Raw genomic sequence first — 19,530 nt, forward strand, 5'->3', positions numbered from 1 at the left:
AGCACTAGGAATGAATTGAATATGGTTGATCGCGCAAAGCCCCTGGCCCTGCCGGATAACCGCGTGGTCCAGGTCGATGACCTGACGGTGCGCTTCGTGACCTCGGAGCGCACGGTGGAAGCCGTGCGCAATCTGTCGTTCCACGTCGACCGGGGCGAGACCCTGGCCATCGTGGGCGAATCGGGTTCGGGCAAGTCCGTGACCTCGCTGGCGCTGATGCGCCTGGTCGAGCACGGCGGTGGCCGCATCGCCCAGGGTTCGATGAGTCTGCGCCGGCGCAACGGCAATGTGATCGATCTGGTCAACGCCTCGCAACGCGCCATGCGCGACGTGCGCGGCGCCGACATGGCCATGATCTTCCAGGAGCCGATGACCTCGCTGAACCCGGTGTTCACCGCCGGTGACCAGATCGCCGAGACCATCCGCCTGCACCAGAAGAAGGACGCCGCCGCGGCGCGCGCCGAGGCCCTGCGCATGCTGGAACAGGTGCGCATCCCCGAGGCCAGGTCGGTGCTGGACCGCTATCCGCACCAGCTGTCGGGCGGCATGCGCCAGCGCGTGATGATCGCGATGGCGCTGGCCTGCAAGCCGGCGCTGCTGATCGCCGACGAGCCCACCACGGCGCTCGACGTGACCATCCAGGCGCAGATCCTGCAGCTGATCCGTCAGCTCCAGGAAGAGATGCACATGGGCGTGGTGTTCATCACCCACGACATGGGCGTGGTGGCCGAGGTGGCCGATCGCGTGCTGGTGATGTTCCGCGGCGACAAGGTCGAGGAAGGCCCGTCCGAACAGGTGTTCGAGGCGCCCCAGCACAGCTACACCAAGGCGCTGCTGTCCGCCGTGCCGCGCCTGGGCGCCATGACCGGCACCGACCTGCCCGCGCGTTTCCCGCTGCTGCAGGTCGAGGGCCGGGCCCAGCCGGTGGCCGAGGCCGGCGCCGACAGCACCCAGGAAGTGCCGCGCGAGCAGAAGGATCCGATCCTGAGCGTGCGCAACCTCATCACCCGTTTCGATCTGCGCGGCGGCATCCTGGGCCGCGTCCAGCGCCGCGTGCACGCGGTCGAGAAGGTCAGCTTCGATCTGTACCCCGGCGAGACGCTCTCGCTGGTGGGCGAATCGGGCTGCGGCAAGTCGACCACGGGCCGCTCGCTGCTGCGCCTGGTCGACAGCCAGGGCGGCGAGATCCGCTTCGGCGGCCGCGACATCGTGCGCCTGAAGAACAGCGAGCTGCAGTCGCTGCGCCGCGACATCCAGTTCGTGTTCCAGGATCCGTTCGCCTCGCTCGATCCGCGCGTGACGGTCGGCTTCTCCATCATGGAGCCGCTGCTGGTGCACGGCGTGGCCAGCGGCAAGGCCGCCGAGGCCCGCGTGGCCGAGCTGCTCGAACGCGTCGGCCTGCCGCCCGAAATGGCGCAGCGCTATCCGCACGAGTTCTCGGGCGGCCAGCGCCAGCGCATCTGCATCGCGCGCGCCCTGGCGCTGAACCCCAAGGTGGTGATCGCCGACGAATCCGTGTCCGCGCTCGACGTGTCGATCCAGGCCCAGATCGTGAACCTGCTGATCGACCTGCAGCGCGATCTCGGCGTGTCGTTCCTGTTCATCTCGCACGACATGGCCGTGGTCGAACGCATCAGCCACCGCGTGGCGGTGATGTACCTGGGCCAGATCGTCGAGATCGGGCCGCGCCGCGCGATCTTCGAGAACCCGCAGCACCCCTATACCAAGAAGCTGATGTCGGCGGTTCCGATCGCCGACCCGTCGCGCCGTCATCTCAAGCGCGCCTTGCTGTCCGACGAGATCCCCAGCCCGATCCGCAAACTCGACGACGAGCCCGTGGTCGCGCCGCTGGTTCAGGTCGGCCCGGATCACTTCGTGGCGCGCCACCCGGTGGGTGGCGCGTACTGAGATCGTTTTTCGCTGTGTCGTGAGCGTAGCGGCCGCCGGCCGCGCCTCTTACGGTTTTTTCCGCCAATCCGCCTCTCCTTTACGAATCAGGAGTCCGCAATGATGAAAGTACTGCGCCCCACCAAGCTGATGGCCGCCGCCGCGCTGGCCTTCGGTGTCCTCGCGTCGCCCCTGGCGCACGCCAGCAAGGACGTGACCTTCGCCGTGTCGATCGCGCTGGAAACGCTCGATCCGTACAACACGAACAGCACCCTGAACCAGGCGGTGGGCAAGGCCTACTACGAAGGCCTGTTCGAATTCGACAAGGACCTGAAGGTCCAGAAGGTCCTGGCGACCGACTACACCGCCAGCGAAGACGGCCTGGTGTACACGTTCAAGCTGCGCCCCGGCGTCAAGTTCCAGGACGGCACCGACTTCAACGCCGAAGCCGTGAAGATCAACTTCGACCGTCCGGCCGACCCGAACAACCGTCTGTCGCGCTACATCCAGTTCAGCGTGATCGACAAGATCGAAGTGGTCGACAACCTGACCGTCAAGATCACCCTGAAGAAGCCGTTCTCGGCCTTCATCAACGCGCTGGCCCACCCGGCCGCCATGATGATCTCGCCCGCCGCGCTGAAGAAGTACGGCAAGGACATCGGTTTCCACCCGGTCGGCACCGGCCCGTTCGAATTCGTCGAGTGGAAGCCCGCCGAATACCTGAAGGTCAAGAAGTTCGACGGCTACTGGAACAAGGGCAAGCCGAAGGTCGATTCGATCACCTTCCGCACCGTGACCGACAACAACACCCGCGCCGCCGTGGTGCAGACCGGTGAAGCGCACTTCGCCTTCCCGGTGCCGTTCGAGCAGGCCCCGATGCTGGCCAAGAACGACAAGCTGGACGTGGTCGACCACAAGAACTCGATCATGGCCCGCTACCTGTCGATGAACACGCTGGTCAAGCCGTTCGACGACGTGCGCGTGCGCCAGGCCATCAACTACGCCATCAACAAGCAGGCGCTGGCCAAGGTTGCCTTCAACGGCTACGCCACCGTGGTCGACGGCGTCGTGCCGCAGGGCGTGGACTACGCCTACAAGACCGGCCCGTGGGGCTACGATCCCGCCAAGGCGCGCGAACTGCTGAAGCAGGCCGGCTACCCGAACGGTTTCGAAACCCAGCTGTGGTCCGCCTATAACGACGGCACCTCGGTCAAGGTGGTGCAGTTCCTGCAGCAGCAGCTGCAACAGGTCGGCATCAAGACCTCGGTCGAAGTGCTGGAATCGGGTCAGCGCGTGCAGCGCGTGCAACAGGTGCAGAAGCCTGAAGACGCGAAGGTCCGCCTGTACTACGCCGGCTGGTCGTCCTCGACCGGTGAAGCCGACTGGGGCCTGCGTCCGCTGCTGAGCACCCCGGCCTACCCGCCCGTGCTGAACAACGTGTCGTACTACTCGAACGCCAAGGTCGACGCCGGCATCCAGGAAGCCCTGGCCACGACCGACCGCGCCAAGAAGACCGAGATCTACAAGAACGTTCAGGAAACCATCTGGAACGACGCTCCGTGGGCGTTCCTGGTGACCCAGAACAACGTGTATGTGAAGTCGAAGAACCTGACCGGCGTGTATGTCGAACCCGACACCTCGTTCTGGTTCGGTGACATCGATCTGAAGCAGTAAACGCAGTAAACCCAAGAAGGCCGCATTTGGCGGGGGCACGGTGCCCCCGCCGATGTCGCAGGAATTTCAATGCTGACCTACATCGTCAAACGTCTATTGGGCATGATCCCCACGATGCTTCTGGTATCCGTGGTCGTGTTCCTGTTCGTGCACATGCTGCCCGGTGATCCGGCGCGCCTGGCCGCGGGCCCCGAGGCCGACCAGGAAACCGTCGATCTCGTGCGCAAGCAGCTGGGCCTGGATCTGCCCTTGCCGCAGCAGTTCGTGCGCTATTTCTCGAATCTGCTCCAGGGCGACCTGGGCAATTCGTTGCGCACCAAGCGTCCCGTCGCGACCGAAATCGCCGACCGTTTCATGCCCACGCTGTGGCTGACCATCACCAGTATGGTCTGGTCCGTGATATTCGGCATGGTGATCGGCATCGTCTCGGCGGTGTGGCGCAATCGCTGGCCCGACCGGCTCGGCATGACGTTGGCGGTGTCGGGCATCTCGTTCCCGGCCTTCGCGCTGGGCATGATGCTGATGCAGGTGTTCTCGGTGAACCTGGGCTGGCTGCCCACCGTGGGCGCCTCGACCTGGCAACACTACATTCTTCCCTCGATCACGCTGGGCGCCGCCGTGGCCGCCGTGATGGCGCGCTTCACCCGCGCGTCGTTCGTCGAAGTGATCCAGGAGGATTTCGTCCGGACCGCCCGCGCCAAGGGCCTGTCCGAGCGCCGCGTGGTGATCAAGCACGCGCTGCGCAATGCGCTGATTCCCGTGATCACGATGATGGGCCTGCAGTTCGGCTTTCTGCTGGGCGGCTCCATCGTGGTCGAGACGGTGTTCAACTGGCCCGGCCTCGGCCGCCTGCTGGTCGACGCCGTGACCCAGCGCGACTTCACGGTGATCCAGGGCCTCGTGCTGCTGTTCTCGTTCGAATTCATCCTGATCAACCTGATTGTCGACGTGCTGTACGGCGTCATCAATCCCAGCATCCGATACAAGTGAGGGCGGCATGAGCAATCCGACTACCGCCACCGCCGCCCAGGCGGCACCCAAGAACGACGTGCGCACGCCGCTCACCGAGTTCTGGCGCAAGTTCAAGAAGCAGAAGCTCGCCGTGGGCGCAGGCCTGTTCGTGCTGCTGCTGGTGATCGTGGCCATCTTCGCGCCGTGGATCGTGCCGTTTGACGCCGAGAACTTCTTCGACTACGACGCCATCAATGCCGGCCCGTCGGCCGTGCACTGGCTCGGCGTGGACTCGCTCGGCCGCGACATCTTCAGCCGCATCCTGATGGGCTCGCGCATCTCGCTGGCCGCGGGCTTCCTGTCGGTCGCGATGGGTGCCGTGGTGGGCACCTTCATGGGCCTGATGGCCGGCTACTACCAGGGCTGGTGGGAGCGCATCACGATGCGCATCTCCGACGTGCTGCTGGCGTTCCCCGGCATGCTGCTGGCGATCGGCGTGGTGGCGGTGCTCGGGTCGAGCATGGTCAACGTGGTCGTGGCCGTGGCCGTGTTCAGCGTGCCGGCGTTTGCCCGCCTGGTGCGCGGCAACACGCTCTCGATCAAGCAGATGACCTACGTCGAAGCGGTCAAGAGCGTGGGCGCGTCCGACTGGACCATCATCATGCGCCACATCCTGCCCGGCACGATCTCGCCGATCGTGGTCTACGGCACGATGCGCATCGGCACCTCGATCATCACCGCCGCCAGCCTGTCGTTCCTCGGCATGGGCGCGCAGCCGCCGACGCCGGAGTGGGGCGCCATGCTCAACGAAGCGCGCGCCGACATGGTGATGGCGCCGCACGTGGCGATCTTCCCCGCGCTGGCGATCTTCCTGACCGTGCTGGCATTCAACCTGCTGGGCGATGGCCTGCGCGACGCGCTCGACCCCAAGATCGACCGCAAGTAAATCGTTCTTGCGCCGTCTGGACGTCCCGGACGCGGCCCCGTGCCGCGCCCGGTGCCGCCCAGGCGGCGTTTTGCATTCTGGAGGCCGCCTCGCGCGGCAATGCACATGACTGAACCCGTTCTGCCGCGCATCGGCGTGCTGCCCGCCGGCCCCCGCGACGCCATCACCGACGTGGCCGGCGTGACCGTCGGCCACCACACCCGCGCCAACGGCGCCTGCCAGACCGGCGTGACGGTGGTGCGTGCCCATGGCGGCGACCACTTCCGCGACAAGGTGCCGGCCGCCGTGACTGTGCTCAACGGCTTCGGCAAGAGCACCGGCCTGGTCCAGGTCGAGGAGCTCGGCGTGCTCGAAACGCCGATCGGCCTGACCAACACCTTCGGCGTGGGCACCGTGGCCAATGCGCAGATCCGTGCCGCCGTGGCCGCCAACCCGGCCATCGGGCGCGAATGGGCCACCGTGAATCCGCTGGTGTTCGAGTGCAACGACGGCTACCTGAACGACATCCAGGCGCTGGCCGTGCAGGAGGCCGATTACGTGGCCGCGCATGCCGCCTGCGACGCGCACTTCGCGCAGGGCAGCGTTGGCGCCGGGCGCGGCATGTCGTCGTTCTCGCTCAAGGGCGGCATCGGCAGCGCCTCGCGCCTGGCCCGGACCCGCGCGGGCGACGCCTACACGGTGGGCGCCCTGGTGCTGTCGAACTTCGGCCGCCTGCCCAACATGACCATCGCCGGCCGCCGCTTCGGCCCGCGCATCGCCGAGATCCTGGCGCGCGAGGCCGACGCCCAGGCGCCGGAGAAGGGCTCCATCATCCTGCTGGTCGCCACCGACGCGCCGCTGGACGCCCGCCAGCTGCGCCGGCTGTCGCTGCGCGCCGGCGCCGGCCTGGCCCGCACCGGCTCGGTGTTCGGCCACGGCAGCGGCGACATCGCGCTGGCGTTTTCCACCGCCTATACCGTGCCGCACCTGGCCGACGCCGGCATGCCGGCGGTCGCGATGCTGCACGAAACCCTGATCGATCCGCTCTTCGAGGCGGCCGCCGAGGCCTGCGAACAGGCCATCGTGGCCGCCCTCTGGCACGCCACCGGCGTGACGGGACGCGACGGCCACCAGCGCCGCGCGCTGCAGGACGTCGTGCCGCAGTGGCGCGACTGGCTGGCCGAGTCGGCCTTCTGATTTTTGGACCCGCGGGCGCGGCCCGCGGTATGTGCATGACAGTCCCGTGCAGACGGGGGGTAACCATGAAAATCCTGATTTCCACCGACATCGAAGGCGTGGCCGGTGTCTTCCATCACGAACAGGTCCGGGCGGGCAATGGCGAGTACGAGCGCGCCCGCGCCTGGATGACCGCCGAGGCCAACGCGGCCGTGCAGGGCGCGATCGCCGGCGGCGCCGAAGAGGTGCTGGTGAACGACTCGCACGGCGGCTTTCGCAACCTGCTGCCCGACCTGATCGACGAGCGCGCACGCCTGGTGCTGGGCAAGCCGCGCTACCTGGGCATGATGGGCGGCCTCGAGGAGCGGTGCGACGCGGTCTTCATGATCGGCTACCACAGCCGCTCGCAGGGCCGCGGCATCCTGGCTCACACCATCAACAGCTTCGCGTTCGCGCGGGTCTGGATCAATGGCATGGAGCTGGGCGAGGCCGGCCTGTACGGCGCGCTGGCGGGCGAGCTGGGCGTGCCGGTGGTGCTGGCCACGGGCGACGACGTGTTCATCGAAGAGACCCGGCCGCTGTTTCCGCAGGCCGAGTGGGTGCAGACCAAGGTGGCGCACGGCCTGAGCAGCGGCATCACGCTGTCGCCGGCCGCCTCGCGCCGCGCCATCGCCCAGGCCGCCGAGACGGCGGTGCGCAATCTCAAGCAGGCGGTTCCTTTCGTGGTGCCCGGGCCGATAGAATGCCGTCTGCAGACGCAGACCGCCGCGCTGGCCGATCTGTTCTGCATGTGGCCCACGCTGACCCGCGTCGACGGCGTCACGCTGCAGTTCACGGTCGAGAACATGCAGGCGGCGATCCGCACGCTCAACAGCCTGGCGGCCATGTCTTTCATGCTGCGCTAATCCGCGCGCCCGCCGCGCCGCCCTCGTCCAGGAAACCCATGTCCACCACCGATTCCCGTATTGCCGCCCTGCGCCAGGCCATGCGCCGCCACCAGCTCGATGCCTGCATCGTGCCGTCGGCCGATCCCCATCTGTCGGAGTACCTGCCGGCACGCTGGCAGGGCCGTCGCTGGGCCAGCGGCTTCAACGGATCGGTGGGTACGCTGGTGCTCACGGCCGACTTCGCCGGCCTGTGGGTCGACAGCCGCTACTGGGTGCAGGCCGAGGCGCAGCTGGCGGGCACCGGCGTGCAACTGATGAAGATCGCGCTGGCGACCACGCCGGGCCACGTCGACTGGCTCGCCACGCAGCTGGCCGCGGGCGCCCGGGTGGGCGTGGACGGCGCGGTGCTGGGCCTGGCGGCCTTCCGCGGCCTGTCGGCGGCGTTCGCGCCGGCCGGCATCGAGCTGGTGCTGGGCGTGGACCTGCTGGCCGAGGCCTGGCCCGACCGTCCCGCGCTGCCGCAGGCGGCCGTCTACGAGCACCTGCCGCCGTACGCCACCGAGTCGCGCGCGCAGCGCCTGGCGCGGGTGCGCGAGGCCATGCGCGCCAAGGGTGCCGACGTGCACCTGCTCTGCACCGTCGACGACATCGCCTGGGTCTTCAACCTGCGCGGCGCCGACGTCAACTACAACCCGGTGTTCCTGGCCCACGCTCTGATCGGCACCGACCATGCCACGCTGTTCGTGGCCGAGGGCAAGATCGACGAGGCGCTGCGCGCCCGCCTGGCCGACGACGGCGTGGACGTGGCGGACTATGGCGAGGTGAGCGACGCGCTCGGCTCGCTGCAGACCGACCAGACGCTGCTGATCGACCCGGCCCGCGTCACCTGCGGCGTGTTCCAGCGCATGGACCCCGAGGTGCCGCGCGTGGAGGCCATCAACCCCTCGACGCTGTTCAAGTCGCGCAAGAGCGAGGCCGAGCTGGCCCACGTGCGCGAGGCCATGGCGCAGGACGGCGCCGCGCTGGCCGAGTTCTTCGCCTGGTTCGAGGCCGGCTCGGGCCGCGAGCGCATCACCGAGCTCACGATCGACGAGAAGATCACCGCCGCGCGCGCGCGCCGGCCCAACTACGTCTGCCCCAGCTTCGCCACCATCGCCGGCTTCAACGCCAACGGCGCGATGCCGCATTACCGCGCCACCGAGGCCAGCCACGCGGTGATCGAGGGCGACGGCCTGCTGCTGATCGACTCCGGCGGCCAGTACCTGGGCGGCACCACCGACATCACCCGCGTGGTGCCCGTCGGCACGCCGAACGCCGACCAGAAGGTCGACTTCACGCTGGTGCTCAAGGGCATGATCGCGCTGTCGCGCGCGTCGTTTCCGCGCGGCACGCCGTCGCCCATGCTCGACGCCATCGCGCGCGCCCCGATCTGGGCGGGCGGCGCCGAGTACGGCCACGGCACCGGCCACGGCGTGGGCTATTTCCTCAACGTGCACGAAGGTCCGCAGGTGATCTCGTACCGCGCCCAGCCCGGCCCGCACACGGCCATGGAGCCCGGCATGATCACCTCCAACGAGCCGGGCATCTACCGGCCGGGCCGCTGGGGCGTGCGGATCGAGAATCTCGTGGCCAACCGCAGCTGGCTCGAGGGCGAGCTGGGCGAATTCCTCTGTTTCGAGACGCTCACGCTGTGCCCGATCGACACGCGCTGCATCGAGCTTTCGCTGATGCGCGCCGACGAGATCGCCTGGCTCGACGACTACCACCGCACCGTGCGCGAGCGCGTGGCGCCGCTGGTCGACGGCGCGGCGCTCGACTGGCTCATCACGCGCACCGAGCCCCTCGCGGCCTGAGCCGGCGCGGTCATCGGCGCCAAAAAAAGCGGATCTGCTGCCAGATCCGCTTTTTTCTTGCCCCGGGGAGGGGCCGCCGCTCAGGCCTGCGAGGTCTCGGAGAGCGGCCCTTCGTAGGTGCGGAACGCGCTGCGCGCCAGGCTCGAGGCCAGCACGGCCAGCAGTACCAGATACGCGGCCAGCGCGGCCAGCCCGAACACAGGCATGCCGAGCAGGCGCTGCCAGGCCGCGCTCGAGAGCGCGGCGGCCAGCGGCGCGGCCAGGGCGGCCATCGCGCCCTGCGCCACCCAGAAGGCGGTGGTGCCGACGCCCACGGCCCGGCTCACGCCGGTGGAGCGCGGCGTGGCGGGCAGGGTGTGGCGCACCGCCAGGGCCACCACCAGGCCGGCGGCCAGGGGCAGGGCGAGCCAGGTGAGCCAGGGCACCAGGCCCTCGGTGCGGGCCTGCAGCGCGGCCAGCCAGCCGGCCGCCAGGCGCAGCATGGCGGTCTGCCAGGCGTAGGTGGCGCCGGCGGCGAGCCACACGATCCAGGTGCGGCGCAGGCGCGGCCGGGCCGGACGCGGGTCGTGGCGCCAGCGCGCCACACCCATCGCGGCACGCAGCAGCAGCCAGGTGGCCAGCATCAGCACCAGCAGGTTGATCAGGCTGCGCAGGTTCATGAACAGCGCCAGCCGGGTGAGGGGCTGCGCCACGCCATGCGCCTGCAGCCAGGCGTCGGTGGCGGCGTAGAAGCCGTGCAGGCTGAAGTGGTTCATGCCCTGCAGCCAGGCGCCGTACAGCAGCGCCAGCGTCACGCCGTAGACCAGCGACCAGGCGCGCGGCGCGACCGGGACGCGGCCCGGGCGCGACTGCTGCGCGCGCAGCAGGGTGCAGGCGCACACCAGCACGGCCAGGCAGGCACTGGCCAGCGTGAACGAGACGGTGCCCGCGAGCGACGGACGCACCGCGAGCGGGCCGGCGCTGTGGTCCAGCGACCACATCTGCGCGCGCTCGCCCAGCGCGGCGGCGCACACCGCGAGCAGGGCGGTGATGCAACATGAAACGGCCCACCGGCTGGCGGGCAACGGACGTACTTCGGACATGCGCGGCGGACTCCTGGGGGCTCCGTGCCACGGCGTCGGGCGCGCGGCACGGGGAGTGTACGCCGGCCTCGGATCGGGGCCGGAGCCAGCCCGGCCTGTTACCGAACTGACGTAGGGGAAAACCCATATTTTGGCGCGGTCCCGGGTATAATCCAAATTTCCCGCATGCGCCCGCTCGTCCCGGGTGCTAAATCACGATGACCAAATACGTATTTGTCACCGGCGGTGTGGTGTCATCCCTCGGCAAGGGTATCGCCGCCGCGTCTCTCGCCGCGATCCTCGAATCGCGCGGTCTGCAAGTCACGATGCTCAAGCTGGACCCGTACATCAACGTCGATCCCGGCACGATGAGCCCGTTCCAGCACGGCGAAGTGTTCGTTACCGAAGATGGGGCCGAGACCGATCTCGACCTGGGTCACTACGAGCGCTTCATCTCCACCAAGATGCGCAAGGTGAACAACTTCACCACCGGCCAGATCTATGAATCGGTGCTGCGCAAGGAGCGTCGGGGCGACTACCTCGGCAAGACCGTCCAGGTGATCCCGCACATCACCAACGAGATCCAGGATTTCGTGGCCCGTGGCGCCGACTCCGCCTGGGGCGGCAACACCGACGTCGCCATCGTCGAGATCGGCGGCACGGTCGGCGACATCGAGTCGCTGCCGTTCCTCGAGGCCGCGCGCCAGATGAGCCTGCGCATGGGCCGCAACAACGCGGCGTTCGTGCACCTGACCCTGGTGCCGTTCATCGCCTCGGCCGGCGAGCTCAAGACCAAGCCCACCCAGCACTCGGTGCAGAAGCTGCGCGAAATCGGGATCTATCCGAACGCGCTCCTGTGCCGTGCCGATCGCCGCATCCCCGATGACGAGCGCGCCAAGATCTCGATGTTCTCGAACGTCCCGCTCGACGCCGTGATCTCCGTCTGGGACGTCGATTCGATCTACAAGATCCCCGCCATGCTGCACCAGCAGGGCGTGGACAACATCGTCTGCGAGGCGCTGGGCCTGACCCCGCCGCCGGCCGACCTGTCCATGTGGGACCGCCTGGTCCACGACCTGGAGCATCCGCAGCACCAGGTCACCATCGGCATGGTGGGCAAGTATGTCGACCTGACCGAGTCGTACAAGTCGCTGAGCGAAGCCCTGGTGCACGCCGGCATCCACACGCACTCCAAGGTCAAGATCGAGTACATCGATTCCGAAGACATCGAAACCCGCGGCACCGACCAGCTCAAGCATCTCGACGCCATCCTGGTGCCGGGCGGCTTCGGCAAGCGCGGCACCGAGGGCAAGATCGCCGCGATCCGCTTCGCCCGCGAAAACGGCGTGCCCTACCTGGGCATCTGCCTCGGCATGCAGCTGGCCGTGATCGAGTTCGCCCGCCACGTGGCCGGCCTCGGCGGCGCCAACAGCACCGAGTTCGATCCCTCGGCCCCGCACCCGGTGGTCGCGCTGATCACCGAGTGGATGGACCGCGAAGGCAAGGTCGAGCGGCGCGACAACAGCTCCGATCTCGGCGGCACGATGCGCAAGGGTGCGCAACGCTGCCCGATCAAGCCGGGCACGCGCGCCCAGTCGATCTACGGCAACGAGGTCAACGAGCGTCACCGCCATCGCTACGAGGTCAACAACGTCTACGTGCCGCGCCTCGAAGAGGCCGGCCTGGTGATCAGCGCCCGCACGCCGACGGAAAACCTGCCCGAGATGATGGAGCTGCCGAACCACCCGTGGTTCGTGGGCGTCCAGTTCCACCCGGAATTCACGTCCACCCCGCGCGACGGCCACCCGCTGTTCTCGAGCTACATCCAGGCCGCGATCGACCTGAAGGCGCGGCGCGACCAGAAGGCATGATCCCGGCCGCCCCGGGGCTTTCCGCGAGGAGGGCCGCCGGGGCGGGCTGCTTTCGGATACAACAACTTAGTGTCCGACATGCCTGCGCTGGCTATGATGCTCCGAGCCGGAAGCGCCGTGGCCAGCGGTTTTTTCCCGACAATCTTTGCTTGAAAGGAATCACATGAGTGCGTATCTGATCGCCGACGTCACCGTCACCAAGCCCGCGCAATACGAGGATTACAAGCGCTTGTCCACGCTGGCCATGCGTGCGTACGATGCCAAGATCCTGGTGCGCGGCGGCGAGTCGAAGCACCTCGAAGGCCGCGAACCGGGCCGCACGGTCATCATGGAGTTTCCCTCCATGGCCGCGGCCCAGGCCTTCTATGATTCCTGGCAGTACCGCCGCGCCCGCAATGCCCGCGAAGGCGCCGCCGTCATGAATATGTTTATCGTTCAGGGAATGTAATTACCATGAGTGCAATCGTCGATATCATCGGCCGCGAGATTCTTGATTCGCGCGGCAATCCTACCGTCGAGTGCGACGTGCTGCTGGAGTCGGGGGCCATGGGCCGCGCGGCCGTGCCGTCGGGCGCCTCCACCGGTGCGCGTGAAGCGATCGAACTGCGTGACGGCGACAAGGGCCGTTACCTCGGCAAGGGCGTGCTGCGCGCCGTCGAAAACCTCAACACCGAGATCTCCGAAGCCCTGATGGGCCTGGACGCCCAGGAACAGACCTTCGTCGATCGCACGCTGATCGAGCTCGACGGCACCGAAAGCAAGGAGCGCCTGGGCGCCAACGCGATCCTGGCCGCCAGCATGGCCGTGGCTCGCGCCGCCGCCGACGAATCGGGCCTGTCGCTCTACCGCTACTTCGGCGGCAGCGGCCCCATGAGCATGCCCGTGCCGATGATGAACGTCATCAACGGCGGCGCGCACGCCAACAACACCCTCGACCTGCAGGAACTGATGATCCTGCCGATCGGCGCGACGAGCTTCCGCGAAGCCCTGCGCTGGGGCGCCGAGGTGTTCCACATGCTGAAGAAGCTGATCCACGCCGAAGGCATGTCGACCGCCGTGGGCGACGAGGGCGGTTTCGCCCCCAACGTGCCGAACCACGAAGCCGCGATCCAGCTGATCCTGAAGGCCATCTCGGAAGCGGGCTACGAAGCCGGCAGCCAGATCGCCCTGGGCCTGGACTGCGCCAGCTCGGAGTTCTACCGCGACGGCAAGTACACCCTTGCCGGCGAAGGCGGCGTGTCGCTGTCGTCGCAGGAATTCGCCAACCTGCTGGCGACCTGGTGCGACAAGTACCCGATCATCTCGATCGAAGACGGCATGGCCGAAAACGACTGGGACGGCTGGAAGCTCCTGACCGACCAGCTCGGCAAGAAGGTCCAGCTGGTGGGCGACGACCTGTTCGTCACCAACACCAAGATCCTGCGTGAAGGCATCCAGAAGGGCGTGGCCAACTCGATCCTGATCAAGATCAACCAGATCGGCACGCTGTCGGAAACCTTCGCCGCCATCGAGATGGCCAAGCGCGCCGGCTACACCGCCGTCGTGTCGCACCGCTCGGGCGAAACCGAAGACTCGACCATCGCCGACATCGCCGTGGCGACCAACGCGATGCAGATCAAGACCGGCTCGCTGTCGCGTTCGGATCGCATGGCCAAGTACAACCAGTTGCTGCGCATCGAGGAAGAGCTCGCCGAAGTGGCCTCCTACCCCGGCCGCGACGCGTTCTACAACCTGCGTTAAAGCGCTTCACGCCCGGCCCGCGCAAGCGGGCCGGGTTTTACCGCCCAACCGTTTTCCAGGGTCCGTCGTATGCGCCTGCTGTTTCTGGTGCTCTTCGCGCTGGTGGCTCTGATCCAGTATCCGCTTTGGCTGGGCAAGGGCGGCTGGTTCAAGGTCTGGGACCTGCAACGTCAGGTCGCCGAGCAGCGCGAAACCAATGAAGGTCTGCGTGCGCGCAATGCTGCGCTGCAGGCCGAGGTGCGCGACCTCGAAACGGGCACCGGCGCCATCGAAGAGCGCGCCCGCGGCGAGCTCGGCATGATGCGCGACGGCGAAGTGTTCGTGCACATCCTGCCGCCGGGCGTGGCCCTGCCGTCGGCCAACTCCACGCCGCAGGCCACCGCGCCCAAGCCGCCGCCCGCCGCCAACCGGCCCGGCGCGCCCGCCACCGGCAACCGGCCGGCCACGCCGCAGCGTTGAGCGCGGCCCCCTCGCTTCCGCTTTCCGACACGCCTGCCCTTGCGACGCAATGGCGGGCAGGGGTGCGTGCGCACCCAGACCGGCGGGGCGTCCGGGAATTGCACCGGGTGCGACTGCATGTCGATCTCGAGGGTGAGCTGCAGCGGTAGCGCGCCGGCGGCCAGCGTGGCGCGGGTGCAGGCGTCGGCCGCGCCCGCGGCGAGCGCGCGCAGCAGCGCGGCGCTCCAGGGCGCCAGCGGCCGCACCGGATAGCGCAGCCGCAGCCGCAGGCGGTTGGCCTGGAACACGTCGGGCGCGAGGCCCGGGCGCAGGGCCTGCTGTTCGGCCTGGTGATCGTTGCGGATCGCCGGCCAGCCGCGCGCCTCGGGCGGCAGCGCCAGCCCGGCGCTGGCGTGGCGGGCATAGGCCAGGGTGTCGGGCTGCAGCACCTCGATGCGCCAGCCGGCCGCGCCCGACAGCGCCCGCCGCGCCGCGCGCGGCAGGGCGCGCGTGAAGGCCTGCGCGATGACGCGCGGCGCCGCGTGCGCCACCGCCCCGGCGCGCGCGGCGTCGGTGAGCGCCGCGTAGAGCGCGTATTGCAACGTGTGCCAGCGGCTCGCCTCGACCAGCGTGGTGGCGAGCGCGCACAGCGCCAGCACCGCCAGGGCGGCTTCGATCAGGGCGGCGCCGCGTTGGCGCGGGAAGGGGAGGGGCATGGCCGGAGTATGGCCATGCCGGGACGCGCCGGCGATTGTGGGCAATGCGCAGCGGCCGATGTGTCACGGCCGCCGCGCCCCGCGCGCCGGGCTCAGTGGACGGTGGGGGGATCCTGCTCGGACACGGGCGTGGCCGGGCTGAACAGGCCGGCGCAGTCGACCGGGTCGAAGCGGTAGGGCTTGCCACAGAAATCGCAGGTGACCTCGACCTCGCCGCGTTCGGCCAGGATGTCTTCGACCTCGGCCTGGCCCAGCGTGCGCAGCATGGCCGCCACGCGCTCGCGCGTGCAGGGGCAGAACCAGCGCACCGGCTGCGGATCGAACGCGATCAGCGTCTCTTCCCAGAACAGGCGATGGATCAGGGTGTCGGTGTCGGTCGCCACCAGCTCGTCGCTCTTGAGCGTGCCGCCCAGGTGCAGCGCGCGGCTCCAGGCCTCGCCGGCCACTTCGGCCGTGACCTGCGGGCGGTCCTCGCCGCCATGATCGGGCAGGCGCTGCAGCAGCAGGCCGGCGGCGACGTTGTCGTCGGCGGCGAGCCACAGGCGCGTGTCGAGCTGCTCGGACGCCTTCATGTAGTGCTCGAGCGCCTCGGCCACGGTCTCGCCTTCCAGCGGCACGATGCCCTGGTAGGTCTGCTGGCCGGGCACCTTGCGATGCGGGTCGAGCACCACCATGAAGCGGCCGTTGCCGTTGGGGTTGAGCAGGCTCTGCATGGTGCCGTCGGTCGGCACCTCGTGGCCTTCGCGCACCTTCACGGTGGCGCGCACGCTCAGGTCGGAGCGGCATTCCACCACCAGCAGCGCGATCGGGCCGTCGCCCTGGATCTGCAGGATCAGCGACCCGTCGAACTTGATGTTGGCCGCCAGCAGCGTCGAGGCCGCCACCAGTTCGCCGAGCAGGCGCTGGATCGCGGCCGGGTAGGCGTGATGGGCCTGCGCGTCGCGCCAGGTGTCGGTCAGGCGCACGGCCTGGACCCGCACGGTGCGGGTCTCGAACAGGTATTTCTTGAGAAGGTCGGTCATGGTGAGAATGTTAGCCGATCACCCGCCGCGGGCCGCGTGGCGCGGCGGGGGCGGGCTGGCGAAATTAGGGGCGGGGCAACGTCCCGCCATTGCCTTCCCAGATGGGGGCGGGGCGGGCCGATTGCAAGGCCGGGCGGCGCCGTTTCGCGGGGGCGGATCGCGCGGCAAGGCGCGGCCGCCGAGCGCGCCCCGGCCCGCCGCCCGGCCGCTGTTGTGTTCGCCGCGGCGCGCCTCTGTGTCTGTCGCGCGGCCGAGCGGCGCGCGATACTGGGCGGGCCATCTCACAGGGGAAATCCGCATGTCCTATCCGTTTGCCATCGTCGACGTCTTCACCCGCCACGCCTATCGCGGCAATCCGCTGGGCGTGGTGTTCGATGCGCGCGGCCTGAGCACGGCGCAGATGCAGGCGATCACGCGCGAATTCAATTACTCCGAGTCCACCTTCATCCTGCCGCCGGCCTCGCCCGATAACCACGCGCAGGTGCGCATCTTCACGCCCGATCGCGAGATCCCGTTCGCCGGCCACCCGAACGTCGGCACGGCGGTCGCGCTGGCCGCGCGCCATGCCGCCCAGGGCCTGGCCGTGCCGGCCGAATGGCGTTTCGAGGAGGGCGCCGGCCTGGTGCGCGTGGCGCTCGCCGAAGACGGCCAGAGCGCGCACGTCGAGGCGCCGCTGCCCCTGAGCCGCGCGTCCCAGGCGCCCGCCGAGGCGGTGGCGCGCGCGCTCAAGCTGGCGCCGGCCGATATCCTGCAGTCCGAGCATGCGCCGCAGGTCGTGTCGGTCGGACTGCCGTTCGTCGTGGTGCAGCTGGCGAGCCGCGACGCGCTGCGCCGCGCGGCGCCCGACCGCGACGGCTACGCGGCGCTGCTGCCGCTCGATGGCGCGTATTCGATCTATGCCTACACCCGCGAGGCCGATCCCGGCACCGACGTGCAGGCGCGCATGTTCACCAGCCGCATGACCGAGGATCCCGCCACCGGCAGCGCCACCGCGGCCATGGCGGGGCTGCGCGCCGCGCTGGCCGGCGACGCCGTGTCGCTCACGGTGGGGCAGGGCGTGGACATGGGTCGCGCCAGCCTGCTGCAGGCACGCGCGCGGTCCGGCGCCGACGGCGTGCGCGCCAGCGTGGGCGGCGGGGCGGTGATCGTGATGCAGGGCACGCTGACGGCGCCGCCCGACGCGGCCTGACGTCAGCGCTTCGAGCCGCGGGTGTCCACGCATGCTCCGTCCGATAAGCAGGCGCACGGCATGAACGAGCCCGGCCGCGGCTCGTAAAGTCGTCGCGCCCACGCCGGCGTTTCGCGCGCCGTGGCCCGCGCCGGAATGCCACACCCCGCCCCTGATCCCCCGCGATGCCGATGGGCACACCATCCACCCCGGGGGCGCAAGGACGGAAATGCATACCGCAAACCCCAGGCGCGGCCCCGCCGCGTTCGCCACCGCGCTAGCCGCCGCGCCAGCCGCCGCGCTCGCCGCCGCGCTCGTTACCTCTCGAGCGGCCACCAAGCCCGCCACAGAGCCCGCCGCAAAGGCCGCCACAAGGGCGACCACAAAGGCCGCCACAAGGGCTGCCACAAGGGCTGCCACACTCGCCGCCGCACTGGCCGCCGCCTTCTCGCTGGCCGGTATCACCCCGGCCTGGGCCGGCGGCACCCTGAATCGCGGCAATCCGGGCGAGCCGCGCACTCTCGATCCCGCGCTCACCACCAGCAACATCGAGGATTTCGTGCTCAAGGATCTCTTCGAGGGGCTCACGGTGATCGACGCGGGCGGCAGGATCGTGCCCGGCGCCGCGTCGAGCTGGACGGTCTCCCCGGACGGCACCCGCTACACCTTCGTGCTGCGGCCCGACGCGAAGTGGTCGGACGGCACGCCGGTCACGGCCGACGACTTCGTGTACTCCCTGCGCCGCCTCGAGGATCCGAAGCTGGCCTCGGGCTACGCCAACATCATGTACCCGATCAAGAACGCCGAGCAGGTCAACGCGGGAACGCTGCCGCCCGAGCAGCTGGGCGTGAAGGCCCTGGGCGCGAAGCGGCTGGAGATCACACTGGAGCGGCCGACGCCGTTCTTCCTGGAGCTGCTCACCCACCAGACCGCCCTGCCGGTGAATCGGGCCAACGTCGAGAAAAACCACGCCGGCTTCGTCAAGCCCGGCGTGCTGGTGTCCAACGGCGCATTCCGGCTGACGGCCCACATCCCCAACGACAGCCTGACCATGGTGAAGAACTCCAAGTACTGGGACGCGGCGCACGTGGCGCTCGACAAGGTGGTGTACTACCCGATCGACGACCAGGCGGCCGCGCTGCGCCGCTTCGAGGCGGGCGAGATGGACGTGGTCTACAACTTCTCGGCCGACCAGATCGAGCGCCTGCGCCAGCGCTACGGCACCGGCGTGCACGTGGCGCCGCTGCTGGCGAACTACTACTACAGCTTCGACACGCGCCATGCGCCCTTCGACGACGCGCGCGTGCGCCGCGCCCTCTCGATGGCGATCGACCGCGATTTCCTGGCCACCGAGATCTACGCCGGGGCCCAGATCGCCGGCTACTCGTTCGTGCCGCCCGGCATCCCCTCGTATGGCGCGCCCACCCAGGCCGACTTCGCCGAGCTCTCGCAACTCGAGCGCGAAGACCGGGCGCAGGCGCTCATGCGCGAGGCCGGCTACGGGCCGCAGGGCAAGCCGCTCGACATCGAGCTGCGCTACAACAACAGCCGCAACCACGAGCGCGTCGCCACCGCGATCGCCGACATGTGGAAGCGCGTGTTCGGCGCCAAGGTGCGGCTGCTCAACCTCGACAAGTCCTCCCACTATGCCTACCTGACGGAGGGCGGCCGCTTCGACGTGGCGCGCGCCGGCTGGTTCGCCGACTACGCCGATGCCGAAAACTACCTGTCGCTGCTGACCACCGCCAACAAGACCTTCAACTACGGCCACTTCCACGACCCCGCGTTCGACGCGCTGATGAAGCAGTCCTACGAGGAGCGCGATCCGGCCGCGCGGGCGCGCGTGCTGCACGAGGCCGAGGCCCTGCTGATGAAGCAGCAGGCGGTCGCGCCCCTGCTGTTCCAGAACCAGCTCTGGCTGGTGGCCCACCGGATCGAGGGCTGGCAGGACAACACCTCCAACCAGCACCTGAGCCGTTTCCTGCGCATCGCGAAGTAGGGCGCGCCCCGGGCCGCTGCACCGGGCCGGCCGCGAGGCGGCCCGGCGCTGGCGCCCAGCCGCGCGTCCGGGTGGCGGCGTGGCGCGGCCGAGGCCCGCGTTTGCGCTGCCGCAAGGTTTTCCCGCCGTTCGGTCCGAGAAGCACCCCCTCGACGTCATGGG

The 19,530-nt window shown here is 69.1% G+C and carries 15 protein-coding genes; 13 read left to right on the top strand and 2 right to left on the bottom strand.

The genetic code is table 11. From position 1 onward, the window contains the following. Window positions 1–21 precede the first annotated feature (21 nt). The 7 genes from CEG14_RS07160 to CEG14_RS07190 all read left to right on the top strand — a co-directional run bounded on the left by CEG14_RS07160 (window position 22) and on the right by CEG14_RS07190 (window position 9,353). A complete protein-coding gene (locus CEG14_RS07160) occupies window positions 22–1,908 on the top strand; it encodes a dipeptide ABC transporter ATP-binding protein (protein ID WP_094825664.1) in 1,887 nt (628 codons plus the stop codon). A 99-nt stretch (window positions 1,909–2,007) separates the two neighbouring features. Then, complete coding sequence (gene gsiB / locus CEG14_RS07165) at window positions 2,008–3,561, top strand: glutathione ABC transporter substrate-binding protein GsiB (protein WP_094825665.1); 1,554 nt, start codon at window positions 2,008–2,010, stop codon at window positions 3,559–3,561. 69 nt (window positions 3,562–3,630) lie between these two features. After that, window positions 3,631–4,551 carry a glutathione ABC transporter permease GsiC gene (gene gsiC, locus CEG14_RS07170; RefSeq protein WP_094825666.1) on the top strand — a complete coding sequence of 307 codons (921 nt, stop codon included), beginning with the start codon at window positions 3,631–3,633 and terminating at the stop codon, window positions 4,549–4,551. A 7-nt stretch (window positions 4,552–4,558) separates the two neighbouring features. Beyond that, complete coding sequence (gsiD, locus tag CEG14_RS07175) at window positions 4,559–5,458, top strand: glutathione ABC transporter permease GsiD (protein ID WP_094825667.1); 900 nt, start codon at window positions 4,559–4,561, stop codon at window positions 5,456–5,458. A 99-nt stretch (window positions 5,459–5,557) separates the two neighbouring features. After that, the gene (locus CEG14_RS07180) at window positions 5,558–6,634 is read left to right on the top strand and encodes a DmpA family aminopeptidase (protein WP_094825668.1); all 1,077 of its coding nucleotides are present in this window, start codon (window positions 5,558–5,560) and stop codon (window positions 6,632–6,634) included. 65 nt (window positions 6,635–6,699) lie between these two features. Beyond that, a complete protein-coding gene (locus CEG14_RS07185) occupies window positions 6,700–7,518 on the top strand; it encodes a M55 family metallopeptidase (RefSeq protein WP_094825669.1) in 819 nt (272 codons plus the stop codon). Between the two features lie 38 nt (window positions 7,519–7,556). Further along, window positions 7,557–9,353 carry an aminopeptidase P family protein gene (locus CEG14_RS07190; RefSeq protein ID WP_094825670.1) on the top strand — a complete coding sequence of 599 codons (1,797 nt, stop codon included), beginning with the start codon at window positions 7,557–7,559 and terminating at the stop codon, window positions 9,351–9,353. Window positions 9,354–9,433: 80 nt separating this feature from the next. On the opposite strand, the gene CEG14_RS07195 is transcribed toward CEG14_RS07190, so the two are convergent. Then, complete coding sequence (locus CEG14_RS07195; protein ID WP_143277181.1) at window positions 9,434–10,435, bottom strand: hypothetical protein; 1,002 nt, start codon at window positions 10,433–10,435, stop codon at window positions 9,434–9,436. A 197-nt stretch (window positions 10,436–10,632) separates the two neighbouring features. Between CEG14_RS07195 and CEG14_RS07200 the strand changes: the two genes are divergently transcribed. The 4 genes from CEG14_RS07200 to ftsB all read left to right on the top strand — a co-directional run bounded on the left by CEG14_RS07200 (window position 10,633) and on the right by ftsB (window position 14,484). Next, window positions 10,633–12,285 carry a CTP synthase gene (locus tag CEG14_RS07200; protein WP_094825672.1) on the top strand — a complete coding sequence of 551 codons (1,653 nt, stop codon included), beginning with the start codon at window positions 10,633–10,635 and terminating at the stop codon, window positions 12,283–12,285. A gap of 163 nt (window positions 12,286–12,448) precedes the next feature. After that, entirely contained in the window at window positions 12,449–12,733 is a 285-nt protein-coding gene (locus CEG14_RS07205; protein ID WP_094825673.1) for a DUF1330 domain-containing protein, read from the top strand. A 5-nt stretch (window positions 12,734–12,738) separates the two neighbouring features. Further along, entirely contained in the window at window positions 12,739–14,025 is a 1,287-nt protein-coding gene (eno, locus tag CEG14_RS07210; RefSeq protein ID WP_094825674.1) for a phosphopyruvate hydratase, read from the top strand. Window positions 14,026–14,094: 69 nt separating this feature from the next. Beyond that, window positions 14,095–14,484 carry a cell division protein FtsB gene (gene ftsB, locus CEG14_RS07215; protein WP_094825675.1) on the top strand — a complete coding sequence of 130 codons (390 nt, stop codon included), beginning with the start codon at window positions 14,095–14,097 and terminating at the stop codon, window positions 14,482–14,484. Window positions 14,485–15,271: 787 nt separating this feature from the next. On the opposite strand, the gene hslO is transcribed toward ftsB, so the two are convergent. After that, a complete protein-coding gene (gene hslO, locus CEG14_RS07225) occupies window positions 15,272–16,201 on the bottom strand; it encodes an Hsp33 family molecular chaperone HslO (protein WP_094825676.1) in 930 nt (309 codons plus the stop codon). Window positions 16,202–16,499: 298 nt separating this feature from the next. Between hslO and CEG14_RS07230 the strand changes: the two genes are divergently transcribed. Both CEG14_RS07230 and CEG14_RS07235 read left to right on the top strand, forming a co-directional pair. Beyond that, window positions 16,500–17,390: a PhzF family phenazine biosynthesis protein gene (locus CEG14_RS07230; RefSeq protein ID WP_094825677.1), complete on the top strand. Its 891-nt coding sequence runs from the start codon at window positions 16,500–16,502 to the stop codon at window positions 17,388–17,390. Between the two features lie 208 nt (window positions 17,391–17,598). Continuing rightward, the gene (locus CEG14_RS07235) at window positions 17,599–19,368 is read left to right on the top strand and encodes a peptide ABC transporter substrate-binding protein (protein ID WP_218831318.1); all 1,770 of its coding nucleotides are present in this window, start codon (window positions 17,599–17,601) and stop codon (window positions 19,366–19,368) included. The last annotated feature ends 162 nt before the right edge of the window (window positions 19,369–19,530 follow it).

Source organism: Bordetella genomosp. 1 (assembly GCF_002261335.1).
GTDB lineage: Bacteria > Pseudomonadota > Gammaproteobacteria > Burkholderiales > Burkholderiaceae_B > Bordetella.

Bases quoted from the DNA above. Each gene is read 5' to 3' on its own strand.
- CEG14_RS07160 (WP_094825664.1), top strand. From the start codon at position 22: ATGGTTGATCGCGCAAAGCCCCTGGCCCTGCCGGATAACCGCGTGGTC.
- gsiB (WP_094825665.1), top strand. From the start codon at position 2,008: ATGATGAAAGTACTGCGCCCCACCAAGCTGATGGCCGCCGCCGCGCTG.
- gsiC (WP_094825666.1), top strand. From the start codon at position 3,631: ATGCTGACCTACATCGTCAAACGTCTATTGGGCATGATCCCCACGATG.
- gsiD (WP_094825667.1), top strand. From the start codon at position 4,559: ATGAGCAATCCGACTACCGCCACCGCCGCCCAGGCGGCACCCAAGAAC.
- CEG14_RS07180 (WP_094825668.1), top strand. From the start codon at position 5,558: ATGCACATGACTGAACCCGTTCTGCCGCGCATCGGCGTGCTGCCCGCC.
- CEG14_RS07185 (WP_094825669.1), top strand. From the start codon at position 6,700: ATGAAAATCCTGATTTCCACCGACATCGAAGGCGTGGCCGGTGTCTTC.
- CEG14_RS07190 (WP_094825670.1), top strand. From the start codon at position 7,557: ATGTCCACCACCGATTCCCGTATTGCCGCCCTGCGCCAGGCCATGCGC.
- CEG14_RS07195 (WP_143277181.1), bottom strand. From the start codon at position 10,435: ATGTCCGAAGTACGTCCGTTGCCCGCCAGCCGGTGGGCCGTTTCATGT.
- CEG14_RS07200 (WP_094825672.1), top strand. From the start codon at position 10,633: ATGACCAAATACGTATTTGTCACCGGCGGTGTGGTGTCATCCCTCGGC.
- CEG14_RS07205 (WP_094825673.1), top strand. From the start codon at position 12,449: ATGAGTGCGTATCTGATCGCCGACGTCACCGTCACCAAGCCCGCGCAA.
- eno (WP_094825674.1), top strand. From the start codon at position 12,739: ATGAGTGCAATCGTCGATATCATCGGCCGCGAGATTCTTGATTCGCGC.
- ftsB (WP_094825675.1), top strand. From the start codon at position 14,095: ATGCGCCTGCTGTTTCTGGTGCTCTTCGCGCTGGTGGCTCTGATCCAG.
- hslO (WP_094825676.1), bottom strand. From the start codon at position 16,201: ATGACCGACCTTCTCAAGAAATACCTGTTCGAGACCCGCACCGTGCGG.
- CEG14_RS07230 (WP_094825677.1), top strand. From the start codon at position 16,500: ATGTCCTATCCGTTTGCCATCGTCGACGTCTTCACCCGCCACGCCTAT.
- CEG14_RS07235 (WP_218831318.1), top strand. From the start codon at position 17,599: ATGCATACCGCAAACCCCAGGCGCGGCCCCGCCGCGTTCGCCACCGCG.